The organism is Bacillus sp. SDLI1 (genome assembly GCF_001553895.1).
GTDB classification, from domain to species: domain Bacteria; phylum Bacillota; class Bacilli; order Bacillales; family Bacillaceae; genus Bacillus; species Bacillus siamensis.
The window spans coordinates 102,856-124,011 of the sequence record NZ_CP013950.1 but is presented as its reverse complement, the minus strand read 5'-3'; the positions used below and the strand labels follow the sequence as shown (position 1 = coordinate 124,011).

Genomic DNA, 21,156 nt, shown 5'->3' with positions numbered 1-21,156 from the left:
TCCCTCATTCGAACAGCGTTTCTGCAATATTTCTGACAGCGGCTTTCTCCCTGTCATCATCAAGCTTTTCCACGATGCCTCTTTCAATCGCCCGTTTCGGCGGAATATACGCAGCCAAGTCGCACGTATCAATGAGAGCCCTGATTGACGCCGCTTCCTCTGACACTTGTCCGTTATGCGCTTGTGCGATTAAATCAGAAGACAATGTCATGAAACGCTCAATTAATTTCTCATCTTTTAAGACAGACTGAGAGGTCAGAACCTGCTTCAGAAGGCTTCCTTTAATATACGGAACATCAATAATGACAAAGCGGTTTTTAAGGGCTTCGTTCAGCGGCACGGTGCCGACGTAGCCTTCATTAATGGCTGCGATGACACCGAATCCTTCGCTCGCCTTAATCACTTCTCCTGTAAACGGGTTTGTCATCATTTTTCTGTAATCAAGCACGCCGTTTAAAATCGGAAGGGTTTCAGGCTTTGCCATATTGATTTCGTCAATGTATAGAAAATGCCCCTCGTTCATTGCCTTTGTTACCGGTCCGGGAACGAATTCAATTGTCGCCTGCCCGTGTTCATTTTCAATCGTTTTATAACCGACAAGCGCTTCTGCATCAAGGTCTACAGAGCAGTTGACGCTGTGCATCGGTTTATGAAAATAGTTCGAAAGCGTTTCCGCCAATTTTGTTTTCCCTGAACCCGTAGGTCCTTTTAATAAGATATTTTTTCCCATTGTCAAAGCGATGATCGCATCAAATATAATTGCTTTATCTTCGGCCTCATAGCCCGATGATCCGATTAACTCCTGAAATTCTTGGGAAACGGGATGATTCTGATAAGCTTGCAGTTTGTTTTGTATATCTTGGGGCAGTGATAAGTGCTGTAATTCTGAAGTCATAGGTGATGTTTCCTTTCCATTCATATTCCATAACCGAGTATACTAAAAAAGCCCTTGTATACTCAATACAAAAGGGCTCATTCCCTGCGGGCGCTTTTTGTCAGAGGAGCGCAGGCGATTCTGGCTCCGGAATTTCCGCTCGGGTTTGTTAAATAATCATCCGTATGTTCATGAATGACAAACGCGCTCCCGTCCCGGTCAAGCAGGCTGAGTCTGCTTCCTTCTTTTAAAGAAGTCTGCGGCGCGTTCATAATGACATCCACTTTACCGTCAGCCCCCACTTCAAGATTGGGGAGATCCCCGGCGTGATGCCCCATCGGATTGTTGAAGCCGTGCTCTTTGTTCAAAGGGTTGAACGGGCCGCCGGCTGATTCGAAATCAGGTGTCTGGCATACCCCTTTTTCATAAATATGAAACCCGAGAGAAGCGCCCGGCGGCAGATGTCCTGCTGATATATGGATGTCTGACCCTTCCTCATCAGAATCTTTCACTTCAATATATCCGATGTTTTTACCTTTTTGATTGATGAGTCCGGCATGCTCGCGGTATGCTGACGCTTCCAGTGCGCGGCTTTCTTCATGTTTTTTGGGAGGAACTGGAGCGGTCCTGCCTCCGCAGCCGCCAAGCGTGATTGCTGCGAGCATGAGAAAAAGCAAGAGACGGTTCATGCTTTCTCCCCCTTATTTTTACCCATCAGTCTTGTCAAAACATAAATATGGTAAACAAAAAAAGCCCCGAAAGGCTTTTTAAAAATAACTGCGCGCTCCTAAATAAGCTTTTTTCCAATATGGATTGCTTAAGTTTGAAATTTCAACCCCGGAGGAACTTGCGTGAATGAAATCTCCTCCGCCCAAATATATTCCCATATGAGAAGGACCTGATTTATATGTCGTAAAGAAGACGAAGTCGCCTGCTGACGGCTGGCTGATTTGTTTCATTGTATTCCAGTATCCGGCGGTGCTCAGACGTGAAACAGAGCTTACCTTATTTAAAAGGTAATAGATATAGCCGCTGCAATCGAATCCCGCAGGCGTATTGCCTCCCCATCGGTAAGGCACGCCGACATATTTTTTTGCTTCGCCTATCATTCTGTCAATCTTTGACCCTGTTACCGGGGGTTCAGGAGTATGAGGTTTGTTTGGCTTTTCCGGGTTGTTTTCCGGCTGACGCACAGGGTCTTCTGTTTTTTCCGTCCCGTTTATCACGAGAACTTGTCCGATTTGCAGCACATCAGTTGTCAGTTTATTTTTTTCTCTGATGAGCTGGGCGGTGATGCCGAACCGATTGGCAATTTTCCAGAGGGAATCGCCTGCTTTTACTTTGTATGTGGACGGCTTCTCAGAAGGGTTTGGATGAGATGGCGGTGTTGTGCCGCTGTTTCCGTTATGTGGAGAGCCTTTGGTTTTTAACACTTGGTTCGGATACAGCAAGTCTGACGTTAATTGATTCAGCTTTTTCAGTTCAGCGATGGTGATGCCGATTTGATTGGCGATTTTCCAAAGCGAATCACCCGGTTTTACAGTGTAAGTCCCTGATGCGGCTTTATCAGGTTTTGTCTCTTTGCCGCCTCTGTCCGTGCCGGGGGCAGACCCTTTAATTTTCAGTTTTTGGCCCGGATAGATGACATCTGAGCTCAAACGGTTCAGGTTTCTCAGCTCCGAAACACTCATGCGGTATTTTTTTGCGATCACCCATAAGGAATCTCCGTATGTAACCGTGTAAGCGCCCGTGCTTCGTTTTTCCTTTTGATTTGTTTTATGTGTGCTGCTGCCGTCAGGAATGTTCAGCCGCTGTCCGGGGTAAAGGATCGTTGATTTCAATTTGTTTTCCGCCTGGAGGGCTGAAATGCTTGTATGATATTGTCGGGAAAGCTTCCAAAGAGAATCGCCGTTTTTTACTTGAATGGTTTTTGCTTCAGCGGGATGCACGGCGAAGGTTGAAGTCATTACTGCAGATACAGCCAGACCGGCTGCGATTTTTTTCTTCATATAACGAAAAACCTCCTATTTATCATTACTGAAAGGGGCATTCCTTTTCTTCAAACGCCGCCTGTTATACAGGATTCATGCAGAAGTCGACATCATTTCCGTTTCATTTACACCTTAAATCATCACTAATGCCACACATTTTACATAAATAGAGACCAATTCACAAAAGACTTTGGAATCATTTTCATAACATGGCTTTTTTCCGCGACATTCCACCTTTCTTGTCTGTTTTTCATACAATTCTCTTTGCGGCAGGAAAAATCCTCCCCGAAAAACAAGCAAAAAAAGCCCGCTTCCTTTAAAGGAAGCAGGTAATGAGCGATTACAGCACCCGGGTCACGGCAGTTTTCACGTCTTCTAATATCAATTCCGCTGCACGCTGTGCTCCGCCGGCCGCTTTCAAGGATTCTCCGATTTCATCAGCTTTTTTCTGGTATTCAGGATTTTCATTCAATTCTTTTATTGCTTCAGTAAGCAATTCCACTGTCACATTTTCTTTTTTAAACATCTTGCCCGCTCCCGTGTTTTCCACTTGGCTTCCGACGGCGAACTGATCTGCGCCCATCGGAATGACGATCATCGGGGTTTTGTAATAAAGCCCTTCGCTCGTACTGTTCATTCCGCCGTGCGTGATAAATAAGTCCGCTCTCTTTAAAATCTCAAGCTGCGGAACATAAGGCTTTACAATGACATTCTCCGGAATTTCATCCAGTTCATCCGGATCAAGATGTTTGCCGATTGACATGATGGCTTTCCCGTTAAAGCTTCTGGCTGCTTTTAAGCATTTATTAAACAATTCCTTCTGGTTGTTAAAAATCGTTCCCATTGAAATAAACAGGACGTTTTCCCCTTCAAGCTGTTCAAACGGGAAATCATGGGACGCCGCCCTGTCGGTTATGGACGGACCGACAAAGAGATAGGAATCTCCGAACTCTTCTTCTTTCGGCTGAAACGCTCTTGAAGTAAACACGATGGTTTTTCTGCCGTCATTTGAGAAAATATCATACGGCGTTTTAATGTCTGCACTGAATTCTTCATTGAGCTGGCTGACCGCTTCAGTATAAGCCGGATAATGGGATGATTCCTCTGATACAAGGTTTGTATTTGAGAAGACTTCTTTAATAAATGCTTCATTCATTGCAAATGTCGTACAAAGTGAATATGCCGGCAGTTTCAGCATGTTTCTCACAAGCCTGCCTGCCAGAAAATGATGATCGTACATGATGTAGTCGTAGGATTCATCTTTTACATCCTCAAGAATGCGGAGTGCGGCTTTTTTAGAGGTCTCAATCATTAATAGTAAAAACTCTGTAGCGTCCCGATGTTCATCACCCGTTGCGTTTTTTCCGAATTCATCTTTTCGGAAATCTTCGTATTCACGGAATTCCGCTCCGCTTGACGCGATTTTATTCTCATATTCCTTCACGCCGTAATATACGACATGTTCGCCCTTCGCCTTTAATTCCTTTACAACGCCTAAAGACGGATTGATATGGCCTTCTCCCGGAAAGCCGATCATCAATACATTTGCCATCTTCCCACTCCCTGTTCTTTTAAATTTTATGTATATTTAAACAATAACATCGATACAGAAAAAGGTAAAGATGTTCACCTTATTAATATTAAATGGGTACAATATTCCCATTTTCTTATTATTTCGTATGAAGCGCCCGCGGCGAAACAAGCGGATACAGCCCGCCGTCTTTAGCAAAGGACATTTTCCCCGTTTCTTCTGAAACAACGAGCACGAGCGCATCAGTCACGGCCGAAAGACCCATCGCGGCTCTGTGGCGCGTCCCGTATTTGACGCCGACATTTTTTGTTGTGAGCGGAAGCACATTGGCGGCCGATACAACCCGGTTTTCTCTGACCAATACGGCTCCGTCGTGAAGCGGATTGCCGGGGTAAAAAATACTCTCAATTAAAGCTGAACTGATTTCAGCATGAAGACTTGTCCCTTTTTGTATCATTCCGTCCAGCGGATCTGCCCGTTCAATCACAATCAGCGCTCCGTGCTTCTCTTCTGCCAGATGCTGCACGGCTCTCGCCAGCTCTGTATAAGAAGGCGTAAAATGTTCGATATATGTCTGCAGGTAAAATGACGAAGCGACAGCCTGCATTTCCTGAAACGTATGTCCAAGTTCATCTAGTTCGCAAAGCAGGCATTGATCTTTTTCATCCAATGTCCGCAGTATCATTGCGGCATCCTCCGTAATTTGTTTCAGATACGTTTGAACGGCAGCGGTAAACGCACTTTCCGTCATTTGAGTGTGGCGCATGTCACATCAGCTCCTTTTCCTTATTTTCTGCATCGCGCGCATGGATATGCGCCGCAATGCGCACGATAATCAAGAAAGGAGGCGGGATTTGTATGGAACTCACAAGGCTGTTGCAGTATATCTGCACCTTTTTAGGTGTCATTTCACTTTCATTCATTTACGCAAAAATGTTTAAAAAGCCGAAGCCGGATAAAAAAGAGTAGGCCGGGTTTCATTGCTTTTTATACATAAAATGTTATAATTTCTCTCGTTAAAATAAAGAAACGGGGAACCTAACTTGAGAGAAACGAACACGATCGGCCAAAAGGTCAGACAGCTGTTACATATCTTCATTCCGATTTTGATTACACAGGCCGGTCTTTCTTTGATTACCTTTTTGGACACGGTGATGTCAGGGAAAGTGAGCGCCGCGGATTTAGCCGGCGTTGCAATCGGTTCAAGCCTGTGGACACCGGTTTATACGGGACTGGCAGGAATTTTGATGGCCGTTACGCCCGTTGTGTCGCAGCTGTTAGGAGCAGGCAGACAAAAGGAAGCGCCGTTTTCCGTCATTCAGGCCGTTTACGTAGCGGCCATTCTCAGTGCGGCGGTCATCCTTATCGGCTTTTTCACTGTTGATGTGATTTTGGGTCATTTGGGCCTGGAGCCTCGTGTCCGGACGATCGCCAAACACTTTTTAGGGTTTTTATCCCTTGGCATTTTTCCTTTGTTTGTGTACGCCGTTTTGCGCTCGTTTATTGATGCACTGGGCAAAACGAGAGTCACTATGCTTATTACGCTCTGCTCACTGCCCATCAATTTTGTCTTGAATTATGTGTTTATTTTCGGGAAATTCAACATGCCGGCATTGGGCGGAGTCGGTGCGGGGCTTGCTTCCGCCCTGACTTACTGGTGTATTTGCGTTATCAGCTTTTTTATCGTCTCAAGATTTGAGCCGTTTGCCGGGTACTCTGTATTTCGGAAACTGTACCGGTTTTCTCCGTCTGAATGCAGAAAGCTTTTGAAAATCGGTTTGCCTATCGGTTTTGCCGTATTTTTTGAAACGAGCATTTTTGCGGCTGTCACACTGCTTATGAGCCATTTCCAAACGGTGACGATTGCAGCCCACCAAGCGGCAATGAATTTCGCTTCCCTCTTGTATATGCTGCCGCTCAGCGTATCCATGGCGCTGACCATATTAGTCGGCTTTGAAGCAGGGGCAAAGCGCTACAGGGATGCCCGGTCATACAGCTATATCGGCATTGTGATGGCCCTTTGTTTTTCTTTATGCACGGCTGCTTTCATTTTGCTGTTCAGACCGCAAATCGCCGGAATGTATACATCAGAACCGGACGTGCTTATGTTGACGCAGCACTTTTTAATCTATGCTTTGTTTTTCCAGCTTTCTGATGCCGTGGCAGCTCCGATACAAGGCGCTCTGAGAGGATATAAGGATGTCAATTATACACTCGGTGCGGCTTTTGTTTCGTATTGGATCATCGGGCTTCCTCTCGGTTACGCAGTCGGCACTTATACGAGCCTCGGGGCATACGGCTACTGGATCGGTTTAATTGCGGGACTCGCCGCAGGAGCTGTCGGATTATTCTTCAGACTGCTCAAGCTGCAAAAGCGTGATGTGAAAAAAATGATGATTTCATAGAGGAGGAACAGAAATGCCAACACATAAACTGCTGTACGATTATTTAACCGAACGGGCGGAAGAAATCAGTCAGACATGGTTTGATACCCTTCATGATACGGATCCTGATTCTGTTTATGCTTCTTCTGACCCGGCGGTAATCATGAATCTGAAAAAACAAAATCTGACGTTTAATTATCAAATCAATCGGATTTTTTCTGAGAAGAAGGAAGTTTATACAGCGGCATTGGAGAAGTGGGCGTTCGAAGCCGCACAGGATAAAGAACATTTAAAAACTCCTATCCATTACATCATTCGCGAGTTTATCAGAGTTCGTGATTTGTATGTCGGCCATGTAAAGCAGTTTACCAAACTGCATTCAGACACCGTCACAGAAGAAGATGCTGAAGATATATTCCATACGCTGATTAAATCATTTGATGTGGTCATTCATATTTTCATAGAAGAGATGTATAAAAACACACACATTCAGCTTGAAGCGCAAAAGGAGTTGATCACCGAGCTGAGTTCGCCTGTCATAGTGCTTTTTGACAATGTCGGACTGCTGCCGCTGATCGGGGATATTGACACGGCAAGAGCCAAAATGATCTTAGAAAATACGCTGCACCAATGTTCAGAGAAACGGATCACGCAGCTGTACATCGATTTATCAGGCGTGGCCATGATTGATACGATGGTTGCCCAACAGCTTTTCACTTTAATTGAATCACTCGGAATGCTCGGCGTGAAAGCGACATTATCCGGAATCCGGCCTGAAATTGCCCAAACCGCGGTGCAGCTCGGCCTGAGTTTTTCAAATTTGTCAATACGGTCTTCGCTTGCGGAAGCGATCGCTTCCGATCTGACATAAAAAAGGATAAGGCTGAAACGCCTTATCCCTTTTTTTATCAGTCTTTCCACGGATATGTCCAATACACTTCTTCTTCAAACCAGGTTTGGAGAACCGGCTCGTTATTTTTTATTTTTTCTTCCAGCTCTCTCAGCATACCTTCTGTTTGAGTGCGATGCGCTTTTAAGGCATTCATTTTAATATCGGCGACCTCTTTAATATCAAGAATGACATCAGGCTTGCCGACGGCTTCCTCCCTGTTGCGGGTGATTGCCATGCAAAGCGTGCGCGGGCGGTCCTCTTTTTTCTTTCTGTAAAGCGCTCTGATGACCGCTTCGCCGCATGCATCATGATCCGGATGGACGCCGTGTCCCGGATAGAATGTGACAATCAGACTCGGTTTTACATCGTCGATAATCTCTTCCATCATATCCGCGAGCCACTCGTCATCTTCAAATTCAAGTGTTTTATCACGAAGCCCGAGCATTCTCAGGTCAGTGATGTCCATTGCTTTACATGCGTCAATCAGCTCTTGCTTTCTTAACAGCGGCAGTGTTTCACGGTTTGCGAAAAAGGGATCCCCCATGTTTCTGCCCATTTCTCCAAGCGTTGCGCATGCATACGTAACGGGAATATCTTTTTGTCTGTGTAAAGCAATCAGCCCTGCCACTCCGTATGATTCATCATCAGGGTGAGGCAGGATGACGAGTACGTGTTCTTTCATGATTTTCACCCTTTTCTTTAAACTGTAAACGGCTTTTCGCTGATTTGAAGCGAAATCGCCAATTTTCCGCCCGGCAGATGCCCTGCCATTAACAGACGGTCTTCGTCATCTACTGTATATTCAGTCAGGCCTTCTGCATAAATCCAGCCCTCTTCAGTTTTCAAACCGACGCGGTACGGGCCGTTCCCTTTGATTTTCGCCTGATGGTACGTCACTTTTGCATTGCGTATATAGGCTACAACCGTCATATTTTTCTCATTCAGATGTGCTGAATAAGAACCGGTCGTTGTTTCCAAATGGATATATACAGGACGATCGGCAAATCGTTCTAAAGAAGTTTGCACATCTTCTTTTATGATCGCTTTCATAGCTGCTCCCCTCTTTCTTCTTTTAAAAATTGCAATCGCTTCGTATGTAGTTCAACCAATTCATATTTCTCAATCGGCTGCAGCCGGGAATCTACAATTCGCTGCACCGCCAGAGCAAACTTTTCCTCGGGCGTCTTTCGGAGCCTCGGATGTGTTCTTTGATCAAGCAGTTCCAGATCAATTGCCTTCTCCGCTTCTTCAAGGGTTGAAGCCGGGAGTGTGCGATTGTTCCACAGCGCCTGATAGGCTTTTGCGATGTCTTTATCAGTGCCCATTGTACAGCTCCTTTACATACTCGTAATGATTATACATAATTTAAGCTATCACTGGAAAGCGAAAGGCTTAGCGGCTTTTTAACGGCCGTTTCCATTTTATCTGTGAAAAGGTAAATAAGAGCAATGCTGCCCATATACAAATGAAGGTAAACGCTTTTTGCCCGGAAAACGGCTCATGATATACAAATACGCCGAGCATAAGGGTAATGGTAGGCGATATATATTGCAAAATGCCGACTTGATACAGCGGCAGTCGCTTTGCCCCCTCTGCAAACAGCAACAGCGGCAGGGCTGTAAATACGCCTGCGAAAAAAAGGAGCGCCCATGTTTCTGCACCCAAGGACCCGTAAGCGCTCCCGTCAGCGTTCCAAAGTCAGTCCGATTGTGCTGGACATGCGGGTTCTTTTTTTGCATAGGCCGTACAGGCCGAAACTGAACGCAAGCAGCAACGCGATATAAGGAACTGCGCCATACTGAAACGCCGATATGATCACGGCCGCTCCGGCAATCGAAACGGCTGCTGTTTGCAGTCTGTTCAGCTTTTCTTTTAAAAATAGGATGCCCAAAAGAACGGAAACGAGCGGATTAATATAGTAACCGAGACTTGCTTCAAGCAAAAAGCCGTGGTTAACTGCCCATATGTACACAAACCAATTAATGGATATTAAAACAGAAGCGAAAAAAAGCGCCAGCAGGCCCCCTTCAGATTTTAAAAGACACAGTTCACGCCATCCGGTTTTCCACTTTTTAAGCACAGTTAAAAGCACACACATGAAAACAAACGACCATAAAATCCTGTGAGCTAAAATGTCCAATGCGGGTATATGTTCAAGCAGCTTCCAATAGACCGGAAACAGCCCCCACATGGCAAATGAACAAGCGGTATAAATGATTCCTTTTCTTGCGGTATTCCCTTGCACGGCCTTCCCCTTCCTTTCTGTAAACAGATTATATTATATCACGGGAAGGTTATGGCGGGCATATACTATGTTGTCCGTTAAGAAAGGGTGAGATGCCGTGTTTGATTGGAACAGATATTTTCCCTTCCAAAATCAGTTCTCTAAAGAAACGTTTAAAAATGCAGATCCGAAAGATGTCGAGACATATGTCAACCGAGTAATGGAAAGCGTATTCGGCGCCGGTTATGCCGGGCAGTTCCCTTTTCGCGACCCGATGTCCCAAAAGGCCGAGCCGGTCGAAGCAGAACCGCCCAAGCCGGAAATTGACCTGTTTGAAACATCCGATCATGTTTTTGCAAAAATTCCCGCTGAGCAGGATGAACTCGACCGGATCAGGATTAAGCATACGTCACACAGCCTCGTGGTAGAGAACAGCAGTCTGGCGGAAGGAAAAAAAGAAATTGTTCTTCCGAGCCTCGTCAAACGGAAAGGAACAAAAGCAGTCTATAAAGACGGGATGATTGAAGTCATGTTTTCAAAACTGGAAGACTACAATTTATCGGAAGTGGAGATTTTAAGATAAAAAAACGGCCCGCGTGATGCAGGCCGTTTTTTCTTTAATAAAATGGCGGGTAACCGCCGACTCCCGGCCCGAAACCGCCATATGGGCCTCCGTATCCGTAACCGGCGAAACCGTACGGATACCGGGGTCTCGTAAAACCTGTGGCAATCACGCCTCCGAGAAGACCGCCTAAAAAACCGCCGAATAAAGGAGCGCCGAACAGAAAAGGACTTCTCACCGGAAATCCGGCAGGTCCGAAATTCCCGCGATACAACGCATGACGAGGGTACATGTTTTTCCTCCTTTATGTCTGACTATTCTTAAAGGCATTCATAAAGCGCGGAAATTGATTGGGCGATAGTAAAAGTGATGGATGTTGGTTAGTGAGTTGTAATGCGGATTTAAAAGATTAGATAAAAATCCTGTTTGCAATAGCGAATATCATAAAACATTTGATATTTGCTCCTGCTGCGGGTTTGAGTTCGGCTGCAGTGAGGACTATGATGTAAGATTAGGGTTTATGGTTTTGACAAAGATTGACCATTTCATTAAGAAAAGGCTGCCTTGGGCAGCCTTTGTTATTCATGACATGATTCGTCTTTGACAGGCCCCCCGGGCTCGCAAAAACTGTCTGCCCATTTTTGCATTTCCTGAAAAACGGCTTGCAGGGCCATGCCTTTATCAGTCAGCTTATAAATGACTTTGACAGGCGTTTCAGGCAGCACCTGGCGCTCGACGATTTCATTTTGTTCCAGCTCTTTGAGCCGCTCCGCAAGCATTTTTTGGCTGATCGTCGGTATGGTTTCGGTCATATCTTTAAAACGTTTCGGCCCGTCCATCAGTACATGGATAATGAGGCCGTTCCAGCGCTTTCCCAAAAGAGAAAAAGCGGATTCCATTTTAGGACACATTGTATATCCCACGTGAGTTCATCCCTTCATCTATGAATTGACAAGTTTGCTGTAATCCATTAAAATTAGTTCCCGAGTTACATTTAGTAAGCTTCTAACTTTTCTATTATAATAACACGTTTATCCGAAGGAGGAAACAAGATGACATCCGTATTAGACGTTTTGAAAGAACGCGCATCCGTTAAAGAATACGATAAAGATGCGGTCATTACTAAAGAGGAATTAACAGAACTTCTGGACATTACGACGCAAGCCCCTTCCGCCTGGAACCTTCAGCATTGGCATTTCCAAGTATTCCACAGTGATGAAGCAAAAGCTGCCCTTCTTCCGGTTGCCTTTAATCAAAAACAGATTATTGAATCTTCAGCTGTCATTGCCGTATTAGGCGACTTAAAAGCAAACGAAAATGGTGAAGACGTTTATGCTGAACTGACTGAGCAAGGCAATATTACAGAAGAGATCAAACAGACGCTGTTAAGCCAGATTAACGGTGCATACCAAAATGAACAGTTTGCCCGTGATTCAGCATTTTTAAACGCTTCTTTAGCGGCGATGCAGCTGATGATTGCTGCAAAAGCTAAAGGCTATGACACTTGCGCGATCGGCGGATTTAATAAAGAGCAATTCGTGAAGGAATTCGACGTGAGCGAACGTTTCGTTCCCGTCATGCTGATTTCAATCGGTAAAGCCGTTAAGCCTGCGCACAAAAGCAATCGGATCCCTGTATCACAAGTGTCAACTTGGCTGTAAGATGAAAGAAACCCTTAGTCCGCTTAAGCAGACTAAGGGTTTTTTTTATAGGAATCGCTCACTGTACCAGGTTCGTGCCTGCTCGGCTTCCTGCTGTGTGAGCTGATGGCCGCCCTCCTGCCAAACAAGAGAAACAGATGCATCAGCATCAGTCAGATACTGATAAAGCTCCTCCGATTCTTCTTTTGTACAAAGCGGATCCCGCTTCCCTGCACCGATAAAAACAGGAAGCCCTGCCATATCTGGGAGCTTCACTCCGCGAATCGGCACCATCGGATGATGAAGAACCGCCCCTTTCAGTACGTCTTTATAATGAAACAAAAGACTTGCCGCAATGTTGGCGCCGTTTGAATAGCCGGCAGCAATCACGTTTTCTCTGCTGAATCCGTACATTTGCGCCGCTTCATCAATAAAATTCTTTAATTCTTCCGTCCGTTCAATTAAATCTTTCTCGTCAAATACGCCTTCTTTCAGCCGCTTAAAAAAACGGGGCATGCCGTTTTCAAGCACTGATCCTCTGACCCCGAGCAAACTTGCTTTCGGATCGATAAAACGTCCGAGCGACAGAAGATCGTGTTCATTCCCCCCCGTTCCGTGCAATAGCAGCAGAACATTTTCTGACGTTCCCTGTTCAAATACATGTTTCATCATCATTCTCCTTTCTCCATTTTGGGAAGAATAGCGGTAATTTGACCGCGGTGCTCTTCCAGCCATTCCGGAAGTTTCAGCTCTGTACCGAGATTTTCAAAGGATTCATCCGTCATAAATCCCGGTTCATCGGTTGCCATTTCAAATAAAATGCCGCCGCTTTCTCTGAAATAGATTGATGTAAAGTAAGATCTGTCAAGAAAGTCAGATGAAGCAAGATGAGAATCAGCAAGAATATTCTTCCATTCCGCCTGCTCATTCTTAGTAGTGCGGAATGCGACATGATGAACTGTCCCGTAACCGCCGACACCTGCTTCTTTCGGCGCAAGGTCAACATCAATGATATGTCCGATCCGTGCCTCCGATTGCAGTCTGACAATCTGATTTTCTTCCCCTGTCTTTGAATAGCCGAAGCGTTCCATTAGAAATTGAATGGTTGCTTCAGGACGGTACGAGTACAAAAGAACACCTCTCATGCCTGTAATCGCTTCTTTTTCAGTAATGCCCGAAGGAGTCCATTCACTCTGTCCGCTTCTTTCATCTTCCATTATGGCAAGCGGCAGGTCTTCTGTATCATCAAAGAGAAGCACTTGTTCAGAAAGCATAGTCTGCTCTTTTACAGGTATGCCGTTTTCTTCAAGCCGGCGCTGCCAAAACGCGAGTGCCCCTTTCGGCACAGAGAAATAAATTCTTCCGGCCTGCCCTTTTCCCACGGTTCCCGGGCGGCTGCCCTGAAAAGGGAAAAATGTTATAATCGTGCCGGGTTCTCCGTTTTGGTTGCCGAAATAAAAATGATATGTGGCCGGGTCATCAAAATTAACGGTTTTTTTAACGAGCCGCAAGCCCAATACTTCAGTATAAAACCGCAGATTTTCAGCAGGATCTTTCGCAAATGCGGTAACATGGTGCAATCCTTGAGTAATCATTGTATTCACTCCTAAATATCTTGATTTCGAGATATTAACTATTCTAATTTACTATGAATGAAGTTGCAACTAAAGTGTTTCGGTTAAAAAAGTAATAGAATTCTTTTTTTTCTGAAAAATATCTTGTGATCTTATCTGACAACTGCTATGATAAGGAGCATTATCAGGTTTCAGGAGGAAAGTAAATGGTCAGAAAAGCACTAATTTTCGTTCTTATTTTAATCCCTTTCAGCCAGCTGGCCCTTTTGTCAGTCGCTAATCGGGTTCATCCAATCATCATCGGGCTGCCGTTTTTTCATTTCTGGCTGCTTTTATGGATCGCAGTCACTCCATTATGTTCGTTTCTTATTTATAGACTGCAGAAGAAACAAGGAGGACTGGACTGATGCCCGCAAATATAACAGCATTGATCATTACAGCCGTCATCGTTTTAACCGTTGTCTGCATCGGCTTTATAGCCGGGAGAGACAAATCATCACGCACTTCTGTTGAAGAATGGTCTGTCGGTGGCAGACGGTTCGGCGGGCTGCTCGTCTGGTTTTTAGTCGGCGCGGACCTCTATACGGCTTATACGTTTTTAGGCTTGACAAGCACCGCCTACACAGGGGGAAGCGTAGCTTTTTTTGCAATTCCGTATTCTGTTTTGGCGTATTTTATTGCTTATTTCTTTCTGCCGAAGCTGTGGAAAGTGGCAAAAATCCATAAATTAACGACGCTTGCCGATTATGCCCGTGAGCGTTTTGACAGTAAGCTTTTGGCCAGTCTTGTCGCCATTGTCGGCGTTCTTATGCTCATTCCTTATATCTGTCTCCAGCTGAGCGGCATTCAGGATACGCTTCAGGTGGCCGGAACGGGTGTCATTAATGTTAATATGGTCGTTATCATCTCCTTTATTCTTGTAGCGCTGTATACCTTTTTCAGCGGAATTAAAGGGCCGACGTTTACGGCAATTATTAAAGACATTCTGGTATGGGTGATTATGCTGTTTATGGTCGTGTCGCTCCCGCTGATCCATTTTCACGGGTGGACACCGATGATTCACACCTTGGCGGAAAAAGCGCCGCAAATGCTGACGATCCCAGACTCGGGGCCGAAAGGAATTCCTTGGTTTATCACCGCTTCCATCGTATCTGCCTTGGCGCTCTTTATGTGGGCGCATGCGGCAACTGGTGTATTCACGGCAAAAAGCGCGGAGGCCGTCCGCAAAAACAGCATGTTTCTTCCGCTTTATAATATTGTTTTGATTCTTGTTATTTTTCTCGGCTTTATCGCATTTCTTGTCCTGCCGGAAGATACTAACCCGCGGCTCGCTTTATTGAAGCTGATTCAAACGTCATACGGCGGGGTCGCCCAAGGCTTTGCTTATTCCACGATCGCTCTTGCGTCTTTGATTCCCTGCTCTATTATGGCGATCGGAGCATCAAACTTATTTGCGAATAACTTATATCGGGATTTGATTCACCCGAATGTGTCACCAAACAAGCTGACGATGATCACCCGTTCAATGGTATTTGTCGTCATCGGTCTCGCGCTTTTATTCGGCATGCTGTTCCCGACTGCGCTCGTTACGCTTCAGCTTCTCGGCGTTTCCGGCATGGTGCAGATCTTTCCGGCGATCGCCGTCAGTCTGTTTTGGAAGAATCAAACGAAAGAAGCGACAATTATCGGCCTTCTCGTCGGTCTTATCGTGACATTCACGGTAAATATCACCCAATCCGCCCACGGTATATATGAAGGCTTTTGGGGTTTGACCGCTAACATGGCAGCCGTTATTATCCTTAACCCGTTTTTTGTAAAAAAAGCAGCCTCAAACGCCGTCAAAGACGGTTTATTCAAAAAAACGCCCTCTGATAAACTGAATCAAAAAGGCGCTTAACCAAAAGCCGGCACATCGATGTGCCGGCTTTTTTACTTTTTGTGCTGCCATTTGTAGGTGGCGACGGTTTTTGCCGGGATGACGGCTTCGAACTGCCGGTTCCCTGAAACAATGCGGAATTTTTGGTCGGCGGATGTCTGGTTGATGACGATTGTTACAATAGATTGATCAGGATTAAGGAACGAGACATTCGTGACGGTGTTTTTGGAGCCGTAATTACTTTCTATCCGTTTGGCTCCGCGCTCGACAAATTCTGAAAAATTGCCCGTCATATGATAGATCGGGATATTCCAATAGCGGTCGGGGTTTTTAGCATCCTGAATAAACAGCGTCGGATCCGGGGTGCCTATCCAATGGTGCGTCTTGATTTGACTGTCGAGCATCGTCACCCACGCATTGTAGCTGGACGTGCCATTGCGGAAATACTGCGCGATCCGGTCCGCCCCTGCCGTCCCCCAGACGGACCGCTCCGTTAAGTGAATGGATTTATCGGGGTACCTTCTTCCGATTTCCGACATAACGGAAAGGTCCCCGTCATAATCATGGAAAGCAATGCCATCTGCCGCCTGATTTCCTTTTTTATCATCTAAAATCGGCGGAATGTAGTTCCACGCCCCGATTGCATTATGATCATAAATCCAAATTTTCGTGTCAATTACGTGTTTTTTCAATTCCTTTTTCACGGCTATCGCCAGTTTACGCTGCTGAGACGGCGGCATGTACATGCTCGGATAGTCGATTTCCAGCAAAGGTTCATTTTGAAGGGTCATCGCATAAATGGGGATTCCCTGCTTTTCATATGCTTCAATAAATTTGCGGAAATAAACGGCCAGCTCACCGATATATTGATCTTTCAGCTTTCCCCTTTTGAGGTTTTCATTCGTTTTCATCCATGCCGGCGGGCTCCACGGTGAGGCAATGATTTTCAGCTTCGGATTGATCGCCAGCGCTTCCTTGATGGTTGATGTAATGTGTAAATCAATATCCTTTTGAATCGAGAAATTTTTGAGTTGTGGATCTTTTTGGCCCTCAGGCATATCGTCATATGTGTAAAATTCCTGTGCCGTAAAATCTGATGTCCCTATCGTTATGCGCATGACGTCCATGCCGACGCCTTCATTGGGATCAACCAGTTTTTTTAACACTTCTTTTCTTTTTCCGGGAGACATTTTCGATAAATTATGGATGGTCGATTCTTCCAAAGATGATCCTATGCCTAACACACTTTGATAACGGTGCGATGGATCAATATACACGGCAGCGGAGTCAGAAGGCTTCTTTTTTGTCAATGTCAGGGGTGTTTGTTCGTCTAAGGCATAATTCACTTCTTTTGGCCCGTCATACCACGTACGGGAAGCCGGATCTTTTTCCGAGCTGTACCACACCCTGACTTTATTTTTGTCCGGAGCCTTCCGATCAGCCGCATGGGCTTCGGTTTCCAAGCTGCTTGAAAATAGAAAGGAAAGAAAAAGAAAAGCAACCGTAATGGACAGACCTTTTTTAATAAACATGATCATCATTCCCTTCCCGGTTTATGAATGCGCTTTCGAATATACTGATAAACAGAAGGCTTCACACAGTTGTGAAGCCTTCTCTTTTAACATACACCTTTAGGATACAAATGAGCCGTTTGTTTCAATCACTTTTTTATACCATTCAAATGAATCTTTCTTGAATCGCTTCATTGACCCATTGCCTTCATTATCCCGATCAACATAAATCATACCGTAGCGTTTTTTCATTTCACCGGTTGTAAATGATACGATATCGATAATTCCCCATGGTGTATACCCCATTACATCCACACCATCATATGTGACCGCTTTTTCCAAAGCTTTTATATGTGACGCTAAATATTCTATTCTCGCTGTGTCATGGATTGAACCGTCCTCTTCTAACGTGTCAATAGCGCCGAATCCGTTTTCCACGATAAATAACGGTACCTGGTAGCGGTCGTATAAGCGGTTTAATGTGTACCGTAAACCGGTCGGATCAATTGCCCATCCCCAATCACTCGCTGTAATATAGGGATTTTCCACACCGTTTGGCAACCCTCCGTTTACGACATCCCCGGTATTATCGTTTATCACGTCACTTTTTACGGTAGTGGACATGTAATAACTGAATCCGAGATAATCCACCCTGCCGTTTTTCAAAATCTCTTCATCACCGTCTTCAAAGCGGATCCGGTAGCCCTCTCTTTCAAACTCTTTTAACGCATAGCTCGGATAATATCCGCGAACCTGCACATCCGGGAAGAAAAAGCGCTGCCTCATCGTTTCCTCAGCCAGCATCACATCTTCCGGATTGGATGAGTAAGGATAAATCGGGACATGTGATACCATCGCTCCGATCCTGAAATCGGGGTTGATCTCCTTTCCCTTTGAAACAGCCAATGCACTTGCCAGCAATTCGTGGTGGCCGGCTTGGTACATGACTTCTTTTGCGTTTTCGTTTTCTTTGACGGCGACACCTGAGTTCGTCCATAAAAAGATCGGATTATTCACATCCATCTTGTTGTTGATTTCGTTAAACGTCATCCAATACTTCACTTTATGTTTATAGCGTTCAAAACACACTTCAGCAAACTTTACAAAAAAGCCGATTGTTTTTCTGCTTCTGAAACCCCCGTATTCCCTCGCCAAATGCAGCGGCATCTCAAAATGAGACAACGTAATCACCGGTTCAATCCCATACTTCAGCAATTCATCAAACACCCGGTCGTAAAAAGCCAATCCTTCCTCGTTAGGCTCCGTTTCATCACCTTTAGGAAAAATTCTGCTCCAGCCGATAGAGGTTCTTAAACATTTCAGGCCCAGCTCGCTGAATAATGCGATGTCCTCTTTATAACGATGATAAAAATCGATGGCTTCATGATTCGGGTAAAATTCCCGCTCTTCAATTGTATCTGTTATTTTCCGGGGCACACCATGCGCGCCCGCCGTCATAACGTCCACTACACTCGGCCCTTTACCGCCTTTGTTCCAGCCCCCTTCAAATTGATGGGCGGCTAGAGCGCCTCCCCATAAAAAGTCTTTTGGCAATGTTCCCATCGTTCATGTCCTCCTTTTTTGACCGCCGCTTGTCAAACCGAATGAATCCGCTTTGCAAGATTGGAAGAATGCTTTGCATTTACATGAAAAGTCAGTTTTCTTATTATACATAAACATTATAATTGTACCGGTACAATTTATCAATGCATAAACAATCATATTTATTTCACAAAATGGCTTTTCAAAACGTTTATGCTATAATTCTGAAAGAAGCGGGACAATAAATGAATGAGGAATGTATATGTTAAAATACCAGCAAATTGCGATGGATATTGAAAAATACATAGAAGAGCATCAGCTTCAGCAAGGGGATAAACTGCCTGTGCTGCAAACCTTAATGACCCAGTTTAACGTGAGCAAAAGCACGATCACAAAGTCCTTGGATCTATTAGAAAAAAAGGGAATTGTGTTTCAAGTCAGAGGAAGCGGCATTTTTGTCAGGCGGAACAAAAGAAAAGGGTATATCAGCCTGCTTTCTAATCAGGGATTTAAAGAATCGCTTGAAGATTTTAATGTCACCTCCAAATTATTGGCGCTGGAAGTGAGAAAGCCCACACCTGAGGCTGCGCAAAATCTGAATATGCCGTCTGACGGCGAGGTGTATTATGTCAAACGTATCCGGTATATTGACGGGAAGACATTATGTATCGAGGAGTCATTTTACAACAAATCGATTATTCCGTATTTGAATAAAGAGATCGTATCAGAATCAATATTTGATTATATTATGGAAGGTCTCGGATTGAAGCGCGGTTTTTCGGATCTATATTTATATGCGGGGATGTTAAATGAAGAAGAAGCGGAGTACTTAGGACTGTTTACAGGAGCCCCTAAACTTTGCGTTGAAACGATTTTTCATTTAACCAACGGCCAGCCGTTCGACTTTTCAAAAGTCACCTATCACTATGAACAATCGCAGTTTTTCATACAGGCGAACAGCTACCTTTTTGAACAGGAAACGACGTAAGCAGGATTGCAAACAGAAAACACCCAATGCGTGACAGACGCACTGGGTGTTTTTTTACTTCTTCATGTTCTGATTTAATGTTTCAACGGCTTTTTTCATTTGTGTATCGTTGTCTGCAAGCTGTTTTTGCAGATCTGTCATCAATTTTGCCGTTGTGTCTCCTGTTAAAATGCCTGTTTCTTTCAGTTTCTCTTTTGCCTGAAATTGTTTGACGGCCTGTTCAAATGCTTTGTCATATGTGCCGTTTACATTCACGCTGTATCCCAGCGCTTTCAGCATTTTTTGCGCATTGGTGACGTCCGTTCCGGAATCCCCGTATTTGTACGTTTTTTTCGCATCTAAAAACGGCAGGTTCGCATAATCAGGCAGCTTAACCTGATATTGCGGTTTAATGCCTTTTTTATGAATCCACTCTCCGTCCGCTGTCAGCCATTTTGCGATTGTCAGTTTAACGGTTGAACCGTCGCTGTAATCTTTTGCTGTCTGAACGGTCCCTTTTCCGAACGTTTTCTCTCCGATCAGCGGAATCCCCGATGATTCATGCAGCGCAGCTGACATGATTTCCGCGGCGCTTGCGGTGCCGTCATTGACGAGGACGACTGTCGGTTTTGTCACTTTGCGCTCTTTCGTTGCTTTCATGACCTCTTTCGTGCCGTCTTTGTATTCGACCTGCATAATATTTTTCCCTTTATCGATAAACATGTTGCTCATTTTGATGGCTTCATCCATCAGGCCGCCCGGGTTGCCTCTTAAATCCAGAATGTATCCTTTTGCTCCTTGTTTTTCGAGTTTGTCAATGGCTGAATTCAGCTCTTTTGCCGTCGATTCGGAGAAAGATGTGATTTGGATTTCGCCGATGTCTCCTTTTTTCATTTCAGAGTACACCGTTTCAACCGGAATGGTGTCACGTTTGATCGACAGGTTCAGATCGCCGACACCCGCTCTGTGCAGCACAAGCTTGACGCTTGTCCCCTTTTTGCCGCGGATTAACGCGACGGCTTCGTTTACATTCAAGCCTTTGACGCTTTTGCTGTCAACCTTCAAGATCTGATCATTCGGTTTAATCCCCGCTTTTTCCGCAGGAGACCCTTTGATCGGTGATACGATCAGAATGCTGCCGTCCTTTTCTTCCACTTGTGCGCCGATACCTTCAAACGAAGCGGAAATTGTTTCTTCAAACGACTTTCCTTCCTGAGGGTCCATATAAGAAGAATACGGATCATCCAGGGAACTGATCATGCCTTTTATCGCTCCGTCTACTAATTTGCTGTCATCTGTTTTTTGATAGTAATCACTTTTAATCTGCTCATAGGCTTTATTGAATTTCTCAAATTTGCTGTTCGTCAAAGCAGCCGAGCCTTGTCCGAAAATGGTCGTATTGCCCGTAATAAACAGCGTAAGCGCCGAGGCTGCGACCGCAGTGATCAATATGATAAAAAACAGTTTAAATTGCCGCTTCAAGAAAACACCACCTTTTTATTCTTACATTATTATCATAGACGAACGCTCATTCGTCAACTTCAAACGTGAGGCGCCCTTCTTTCCCGTTTACCCAAACCTATGCTTT

At 44.9% G+C, this 21,156-nt stretch carries 22 protein-coding genes and 2 pseudogenes; 8 read left to right on the top strand and 16 right to left on the bottom strand.

Annotated features, from left to right (window positions below):
* Positions 1–4 precede the first annotated feature (4 nt).
* The 5 genes from AUL54_RS00805 to cdaS all read right to left on the bottom strand — a co-directional run bounded on the left by AUL54_RS00805 (position 5) and on the right by cdaS (position 5,162).
* Positions 5–895 (bottom strand): AAA family ATPase, encoded by an 891-nt coding sequence (locus AUL54_RS00805; RefSeq protein WP_060962554.1) that lies wholly within the window; start codon positions 893–895, stop codon positions 5–7.
* A 77-nt stretch (positions 896–972) separates the two neighbouring features.
* Entirely contained in the window at positions 973–1,563 is a 591-nt protein-coding gene (locus AUL54_RS00800) for a superoxide dismutase family protein (RefSeq protein WP_060962553.1), read from the bottom strand.
* A 78-nt stretch (positions 1,564–1,641) separates the two neighbouring features.
* On the bottom strand, positions 1,642–2,883 hold the full coding sequence (locus AUL54_RS00795) for a C40 family peptidase (protein ID WP_060962552.1): 1,242 nt from the start codon (positions 2,881–2,883) through the stop codon (positions 1,642–1,644).
* Between the two features lie 322 nt (positions 2,884–3,205).
* Positions 3,206–4,417: a macrolide family glycosyltransferase gene (locus AUL54_RS00790; protein WP_060962551.1), complete on the bottom strand. Its 1,212-nt coding sequence runs from the start codon at positions 4,415–4,417 to the stop codon at positions 3,206–3,208.
* A 118-nt stretch (positions 4,418–4,535) separates the two neighbouring features.
* Complete coding sequence (gene cdaS, locus AUL54_RS00785; RefSeq protein ID WP_060962550.1) at positions 4,536–5,162, bottom strand: sporulation-specific diadenylate cyclase CdaS; 627 nt, start codon at positions 5,160–5,162, stop codon at positions 4,536–4,538.
* Between the two features lie 277 nt (positions 5,163–5,439).
* Between cdaS and AUL54_RS00780 the strand changes: the two genes are divergently transcribed.
* Positions 5,440–6,801 (top strand): MATE family efflux transporter, encoded by a 1,362-nt coding sequence (locus AUL54_RS00780; RefSeq protein WP_060962549.1) that lies wholly within the window; start codon positions 5,440–5,442, stop codon positions 6,799–6,801.
* A gap of 13 nt (positions 6,802–6,814) precedes the next feature.
* The gene (locus tag AUL54_RS00775; protein WP_060962548.1) at positions 6,815–7,651 is read left to right on the top strand and encodes an STAS domain-containing protein; all 837 of its coding nucleotides are present in this window, start codon (positions 6,815–6,817) and stop codon (positions 7,649–7,651) included.
* Between the two features lie 37 nt (positions 7,652–7,688).
* Here AUL54_RS00775 and bshB2 read toward each other — a convergent pair whose 3' ends face one another.
* From bshB2 to rarD, 4 genes and pseudogenes are all read right to left on the bottom strand, one after another.
* Complete coding sequence (gene bshB2, locus AUL54_RS00770; RefSeq protein ID WP_015417637.1) at positions 7,689–8,354, bottom strand: bacillithiol biosynthesis deacetylase BshB2; 666 nt, start codon at positions 8,352–8,354, stop codon at positions 7,689–7,691.
* A gap of 17 nt (positions 8,355–8,371) precedes the next feature.
* Positions 8,372–8,722 carry a YojF family protein gene (locus AUL54_RS00765; RefSeq protein ID WP_016936618.1) on the bottom strand — a complete coding sequence of 117 codons (351 nt, stop codon included), beginning with the start codon at positions 8,720–8,722 and terminating at the stop codon, positions 8,372–8,374.
* Positions 8,719–8,997, bottom strand: coding sequence for a hypothetical protein (locus AUL54_RS00760; protein WP_060962547.1), 279 nt, complete (start codon positions 8,995–8,997; stop codon positions 8,719–8,721). Before AUL54_RS00760 ends, AUL54_RS00765 begins: the two co-directional genes overlap by 4 nt.
* A 67-nt stretch (positions 8,998–9,064) precedes the next feature.
* A pseudogene (rarD, locus tag AUL54_RS00755) lies at positions 9,065–9,863 on the bottom strand (EamA family transporter RarD).
* 151 nt (positions 9,864–10,014) lie between these two features.
* Between rarD and AUL54_RS00750 the strand changes: the two are divergent.
* Positions 10,015–10,479 carry a hypothetical protein gene (locus AUL54_RS00750; RefSeq protein ID WP_016936621.1) on the top strand — a complete coding sequence of 155 codons (465 nt, stop codon included), beginning with the start codon at positions 10,015–10,017 and terminating at the stop codon, positions 10,477–10,479.
* Between the two features lie 34 nt (positions 10,480–10,513).
* On the opposite strand, the gene AUL54_RS00745 is transcribed toward AUL54_RS00750, so the two are convergent.
* A complete protein-coding gene (locus AUL54_RS00745) occupies positions 10,514–10,750 on the bottom strand; it encodes a hypothetical protein (RefSeq protein WP_049628635.1) in 237 nt (78 codons plus the stop codon).
* A 102-nt stretch (positions 10,751–10,852) separates the two neighbouring features.
* Between AUL54_RS00745 and AUL54_RS21605 the strand changes: the two are divergent.
* Positions 10,853–11,011 (top strand): annotated as a pseudogene (locus tag AUL54_RS21605) (hypothetical protein); the annotation flags it as partial.
* Positions 11,012–11,036: 25 nt separating this feature from the next.
* On the opposite strand, the gene AUL54_RS00740 reads toward AUL54_RS21605, so the two are convergent.
* Complete coding sequence (locus AUL54_RS00740) at positions 11,037–11,381, bottom strand: transcriptional regulator YodB (protein ID WP_060962546.1); 345 nt, start codon at positions 11,379–11,381, stop codon at positions 11,037–11,039.
* A 129-nt stretch (positions 11,382–11,510) separates the two neighbouring features.
* Between AUL54_RS00740 and AUL54_RS00735 the strand changes: the two genes are divergently transcribed.
* Positions 11,511–12,119, top strand: coding sequence for a nitroreductase family protein (locus tag AUL54_RS00735; RefSeq protein ID WP_060962545.1), 609 nt, complete (start codon positions 11,511–11,513; stop codon positions 12,117–12,119).
* Positions 12,120–12,164: 45 nt separating this feature from the next.
* Here AUL54_RS00735 and AUL54_RS00730 read toward each other — a convergent pair whose 3' ends face one another.
* The gene (locus tag AUL54_RS00730) at positions 12,165–12,767 is read right to left on the bottom strand and encodes an alpha/beta hydrolase (protein ID WP_060962544.1); all 603 of its coding nucleotides are present in this window, start codon (positions 12,765–12,767) and stop codon (positions 12,165–12,167) included.
* Between the two features lie 2 nt (positions 12,768–12,769).
* Positions 12,770–13,693: a ring-cleaving dioxygenase gene (locus AUL54_RS00725; protein ID WP_060962543.1), complete on the bottom strand. Its 924-nt coding sequence runs from the start codon at positions 13,691–13,693 to the stop codon at positions 12,770–12,772.
* 185 nt (positions 13,694–13,878) lie between these two features.
* Between AUL54_RS00725 and AUL54_RS00720 the strand changes: the two genes are divergently transcribed.
* Positions 13,879–14,079, top strand: coding sequence for a DUF3311 domain-containing protein (locus tag AUL54_RS00720; protein WP_003153716.1), 201 nt, complete (start codon positions 13,879–13,881; stop codon positions 14,077–14,079).
* On the top strand, positions 14,079–15,569 hold the full coding sequence (locus AUL54_RS00715) for a sodium:solute symporter family protein (RefSeq protein WP_060962542.1): 1,491 nt from the start codon (positions 14,079–14,081) through the stop codon (positions 15,567–15,569). The genes AUL54_RS00720 and AUL54_RS00715 overlap by 1 nt, the downstream gene beginning before the upstream one ends.
* A 32-nt stretch (positions 15,570–15,601) precedes the next feature.
* Here the strand turns inward: AUL54_RS00715 and AUL54_RS00710 are convergent, their stop codons facing one another.
* Positions 15,602–17,080: a glycoside hydrolase family 30 protein gene (locus tag AUL54_RS00710; RefSeq protein WP_060965031.1), complete on the bottom strand. Its 1,479-nt coding sequence runs from the start codon at positions 17,078–17,080 to the stop codon at positions 15,602–15,604.
* 99 nt (positions 17,081–17,179) lie between these two features.
* Complete coding sequence (gene bglA / locus AUL54_RS00705; RefSeq protein WP_060962541.1) at positions 17,180–18,622, bottom strand: 6-phospho-beta-glucosidase BglA; 1,443 nt, start codon at positions 18,620–18,622, stop codon at positions 17,180–17,182.
* A gap of 241 nt (positions 18,623–18,863) precedes the next feature.
* Here bglA and AUL54_RS00700 point away from each other — a divergent pair, with 241 nt between their 5' ends.
* The gene (locus tag AUL54_RS00700) at positions 18,864–19,589 is read left to right on the top strand and encodes a GntR family transcriptional regulator (protein ID WP_060962540.1); all 726 of its coding nucleotides are present in this window, start codon (positions 18,864–18,866) and stop codon (positions 19,587–19,589) included.
* 54 nt (positions 19,590–19,643) lie between these two features.
* Here the strand turns inward: AUL54_RS00700 and ctpA are convergent, their stop codons facing one another.
* The gene (gene ctpA / locus AUL54_RS00695; protein ID WP_060962539.1) at positions 19,644–21,050 is read right to left on the bottom strand and encodes a carboxy-terminal processing protease CtpA; all 1,407 of its coding nucleotides are present in this window, start codon (positions 21,048–21,050) and stop codon (positions 19,644–19,646) included.
* Positions 21,051–21,156: the final 106 nt, after the last annotated feature.

Coding starts and splice junctions, on each gene's coding strand:
- AUL54_RS00775 (WP_060962548.1), top strand. CDS start 6,815: ATGCCAACACATAAACTGCTGTACGATTATTTAACCGAACGGGCGGAA.
- AUL54_RS00790 (WP_060962551.1), bottom strand. CDS start 4,417: ATGGCAAATGTATTGATGATCGGCTTTCCGGGAGAAGGCCATATCAAT.
- AUL54_RS00710 (WP_060965031.1), bottom strand. CDS start 17,080: ATGTTTATTAAAAAAGGTCTGTCCATTACGGTTGCTTTTCTTTTTCTT.
- AUL54_RS00765 (WP_016936618.1), bottom strand. CDS start 8,722: ATGAAAGCGATCATAAAAGAAGATGTGCAAACTTCTTTAGAACGATTT.
- cdaS (WP_060962550.1), bottom strand. CDS start 5,162: ATGCGCCACACTCAAATGACGGAAAGTGCGTTTACCGCTGCCGTTCAA.
- AUL54_RS00745 (WP_049628635.1), bottom strand. CDS start 10,750: ATGTACCCTCGTCATGCGTTGTATCGCGGGAATTTCGGACCTGCCGGA.
- AUL54_RS00800 (WP_060962553.1), bottom strand. CDS start 1,563: ATGAACCGTCTCTTGCTTTTTCTCATGCTCGCAGCAATCACGCTTGGC.
- bshB2 (WP_015417637.1), bottom strand. CDS start 8,354: ATGAAAGAACACGTACTCGTCATCCTGCCTCACCCTGATGATGAATCA.
- AUL54_RS00720 (WP_003153716.1), top strand. CDS start 13,879: ATGGTCAGAAAAGCACTAATTTTCGTTCTTATTTTAATCCCTTTCAGC.
- AUL54_RS00725 (WP_060962543.1), bottom strand. CDS start 13,693: ATGATTACTCAAGGATTGCACCATGTTACCGCATTTGCGAAAGATCCT.
- AUL54_RS00730 (WP_060962544.1), bottom strand. CDS start 12,767: ATGAAACATGTATTTGAACAGGGAACGTCAGAAAATGTTCTGCTGCTA.
- AUL54_RS00760 (WP_060962547.1), bottom strand. CDS start 8,997: ATGGGCACTGATAAAGACATCGCAAAAGCCTATCAGGCGCTGTGGAAC.
- bglA (WP_060962541.1), bottom strand. CDS start 18,622: ATGGGAACATTGCCAAAAGACTTTTTATGGGGAGGCGCTCTAGCCGCC.
- AUL54_RS00795 (WP_060962552.1), bottom strand. CDS start 2,883: ATGAAGAAAAAAATCGCAGCCGGTCTGGCTGTATCTGCAGTAATGACT.
- AUL54_RS00715 (WP_060962542.1), top strand. CDS start 14,079: ATGCCCGCAAATATAACAGCATTGATCATTACAGCCGTCATCGTTTTA.
- AUL54_RS00700 (WP_060962540.1), top strand. CDS start 18,864: ATGTTAAAATACCAGCAAATTGCGATGGATATTGAAAAATACATAGAA.
- AUL54_RS00805 (WP_060962554.1), bottom strand. CDS start 895: ATGACTTCAGAATTACAGCACTTATCACTGCCCCAAGATATACAAAAC.
- AUL54_RS00735 (WP_060962545.1), top strand. CDS start 11,511: ATGACATCCGTATTAGACGTTTTGAAAGAACGCGCATCCGTTAAAGAA.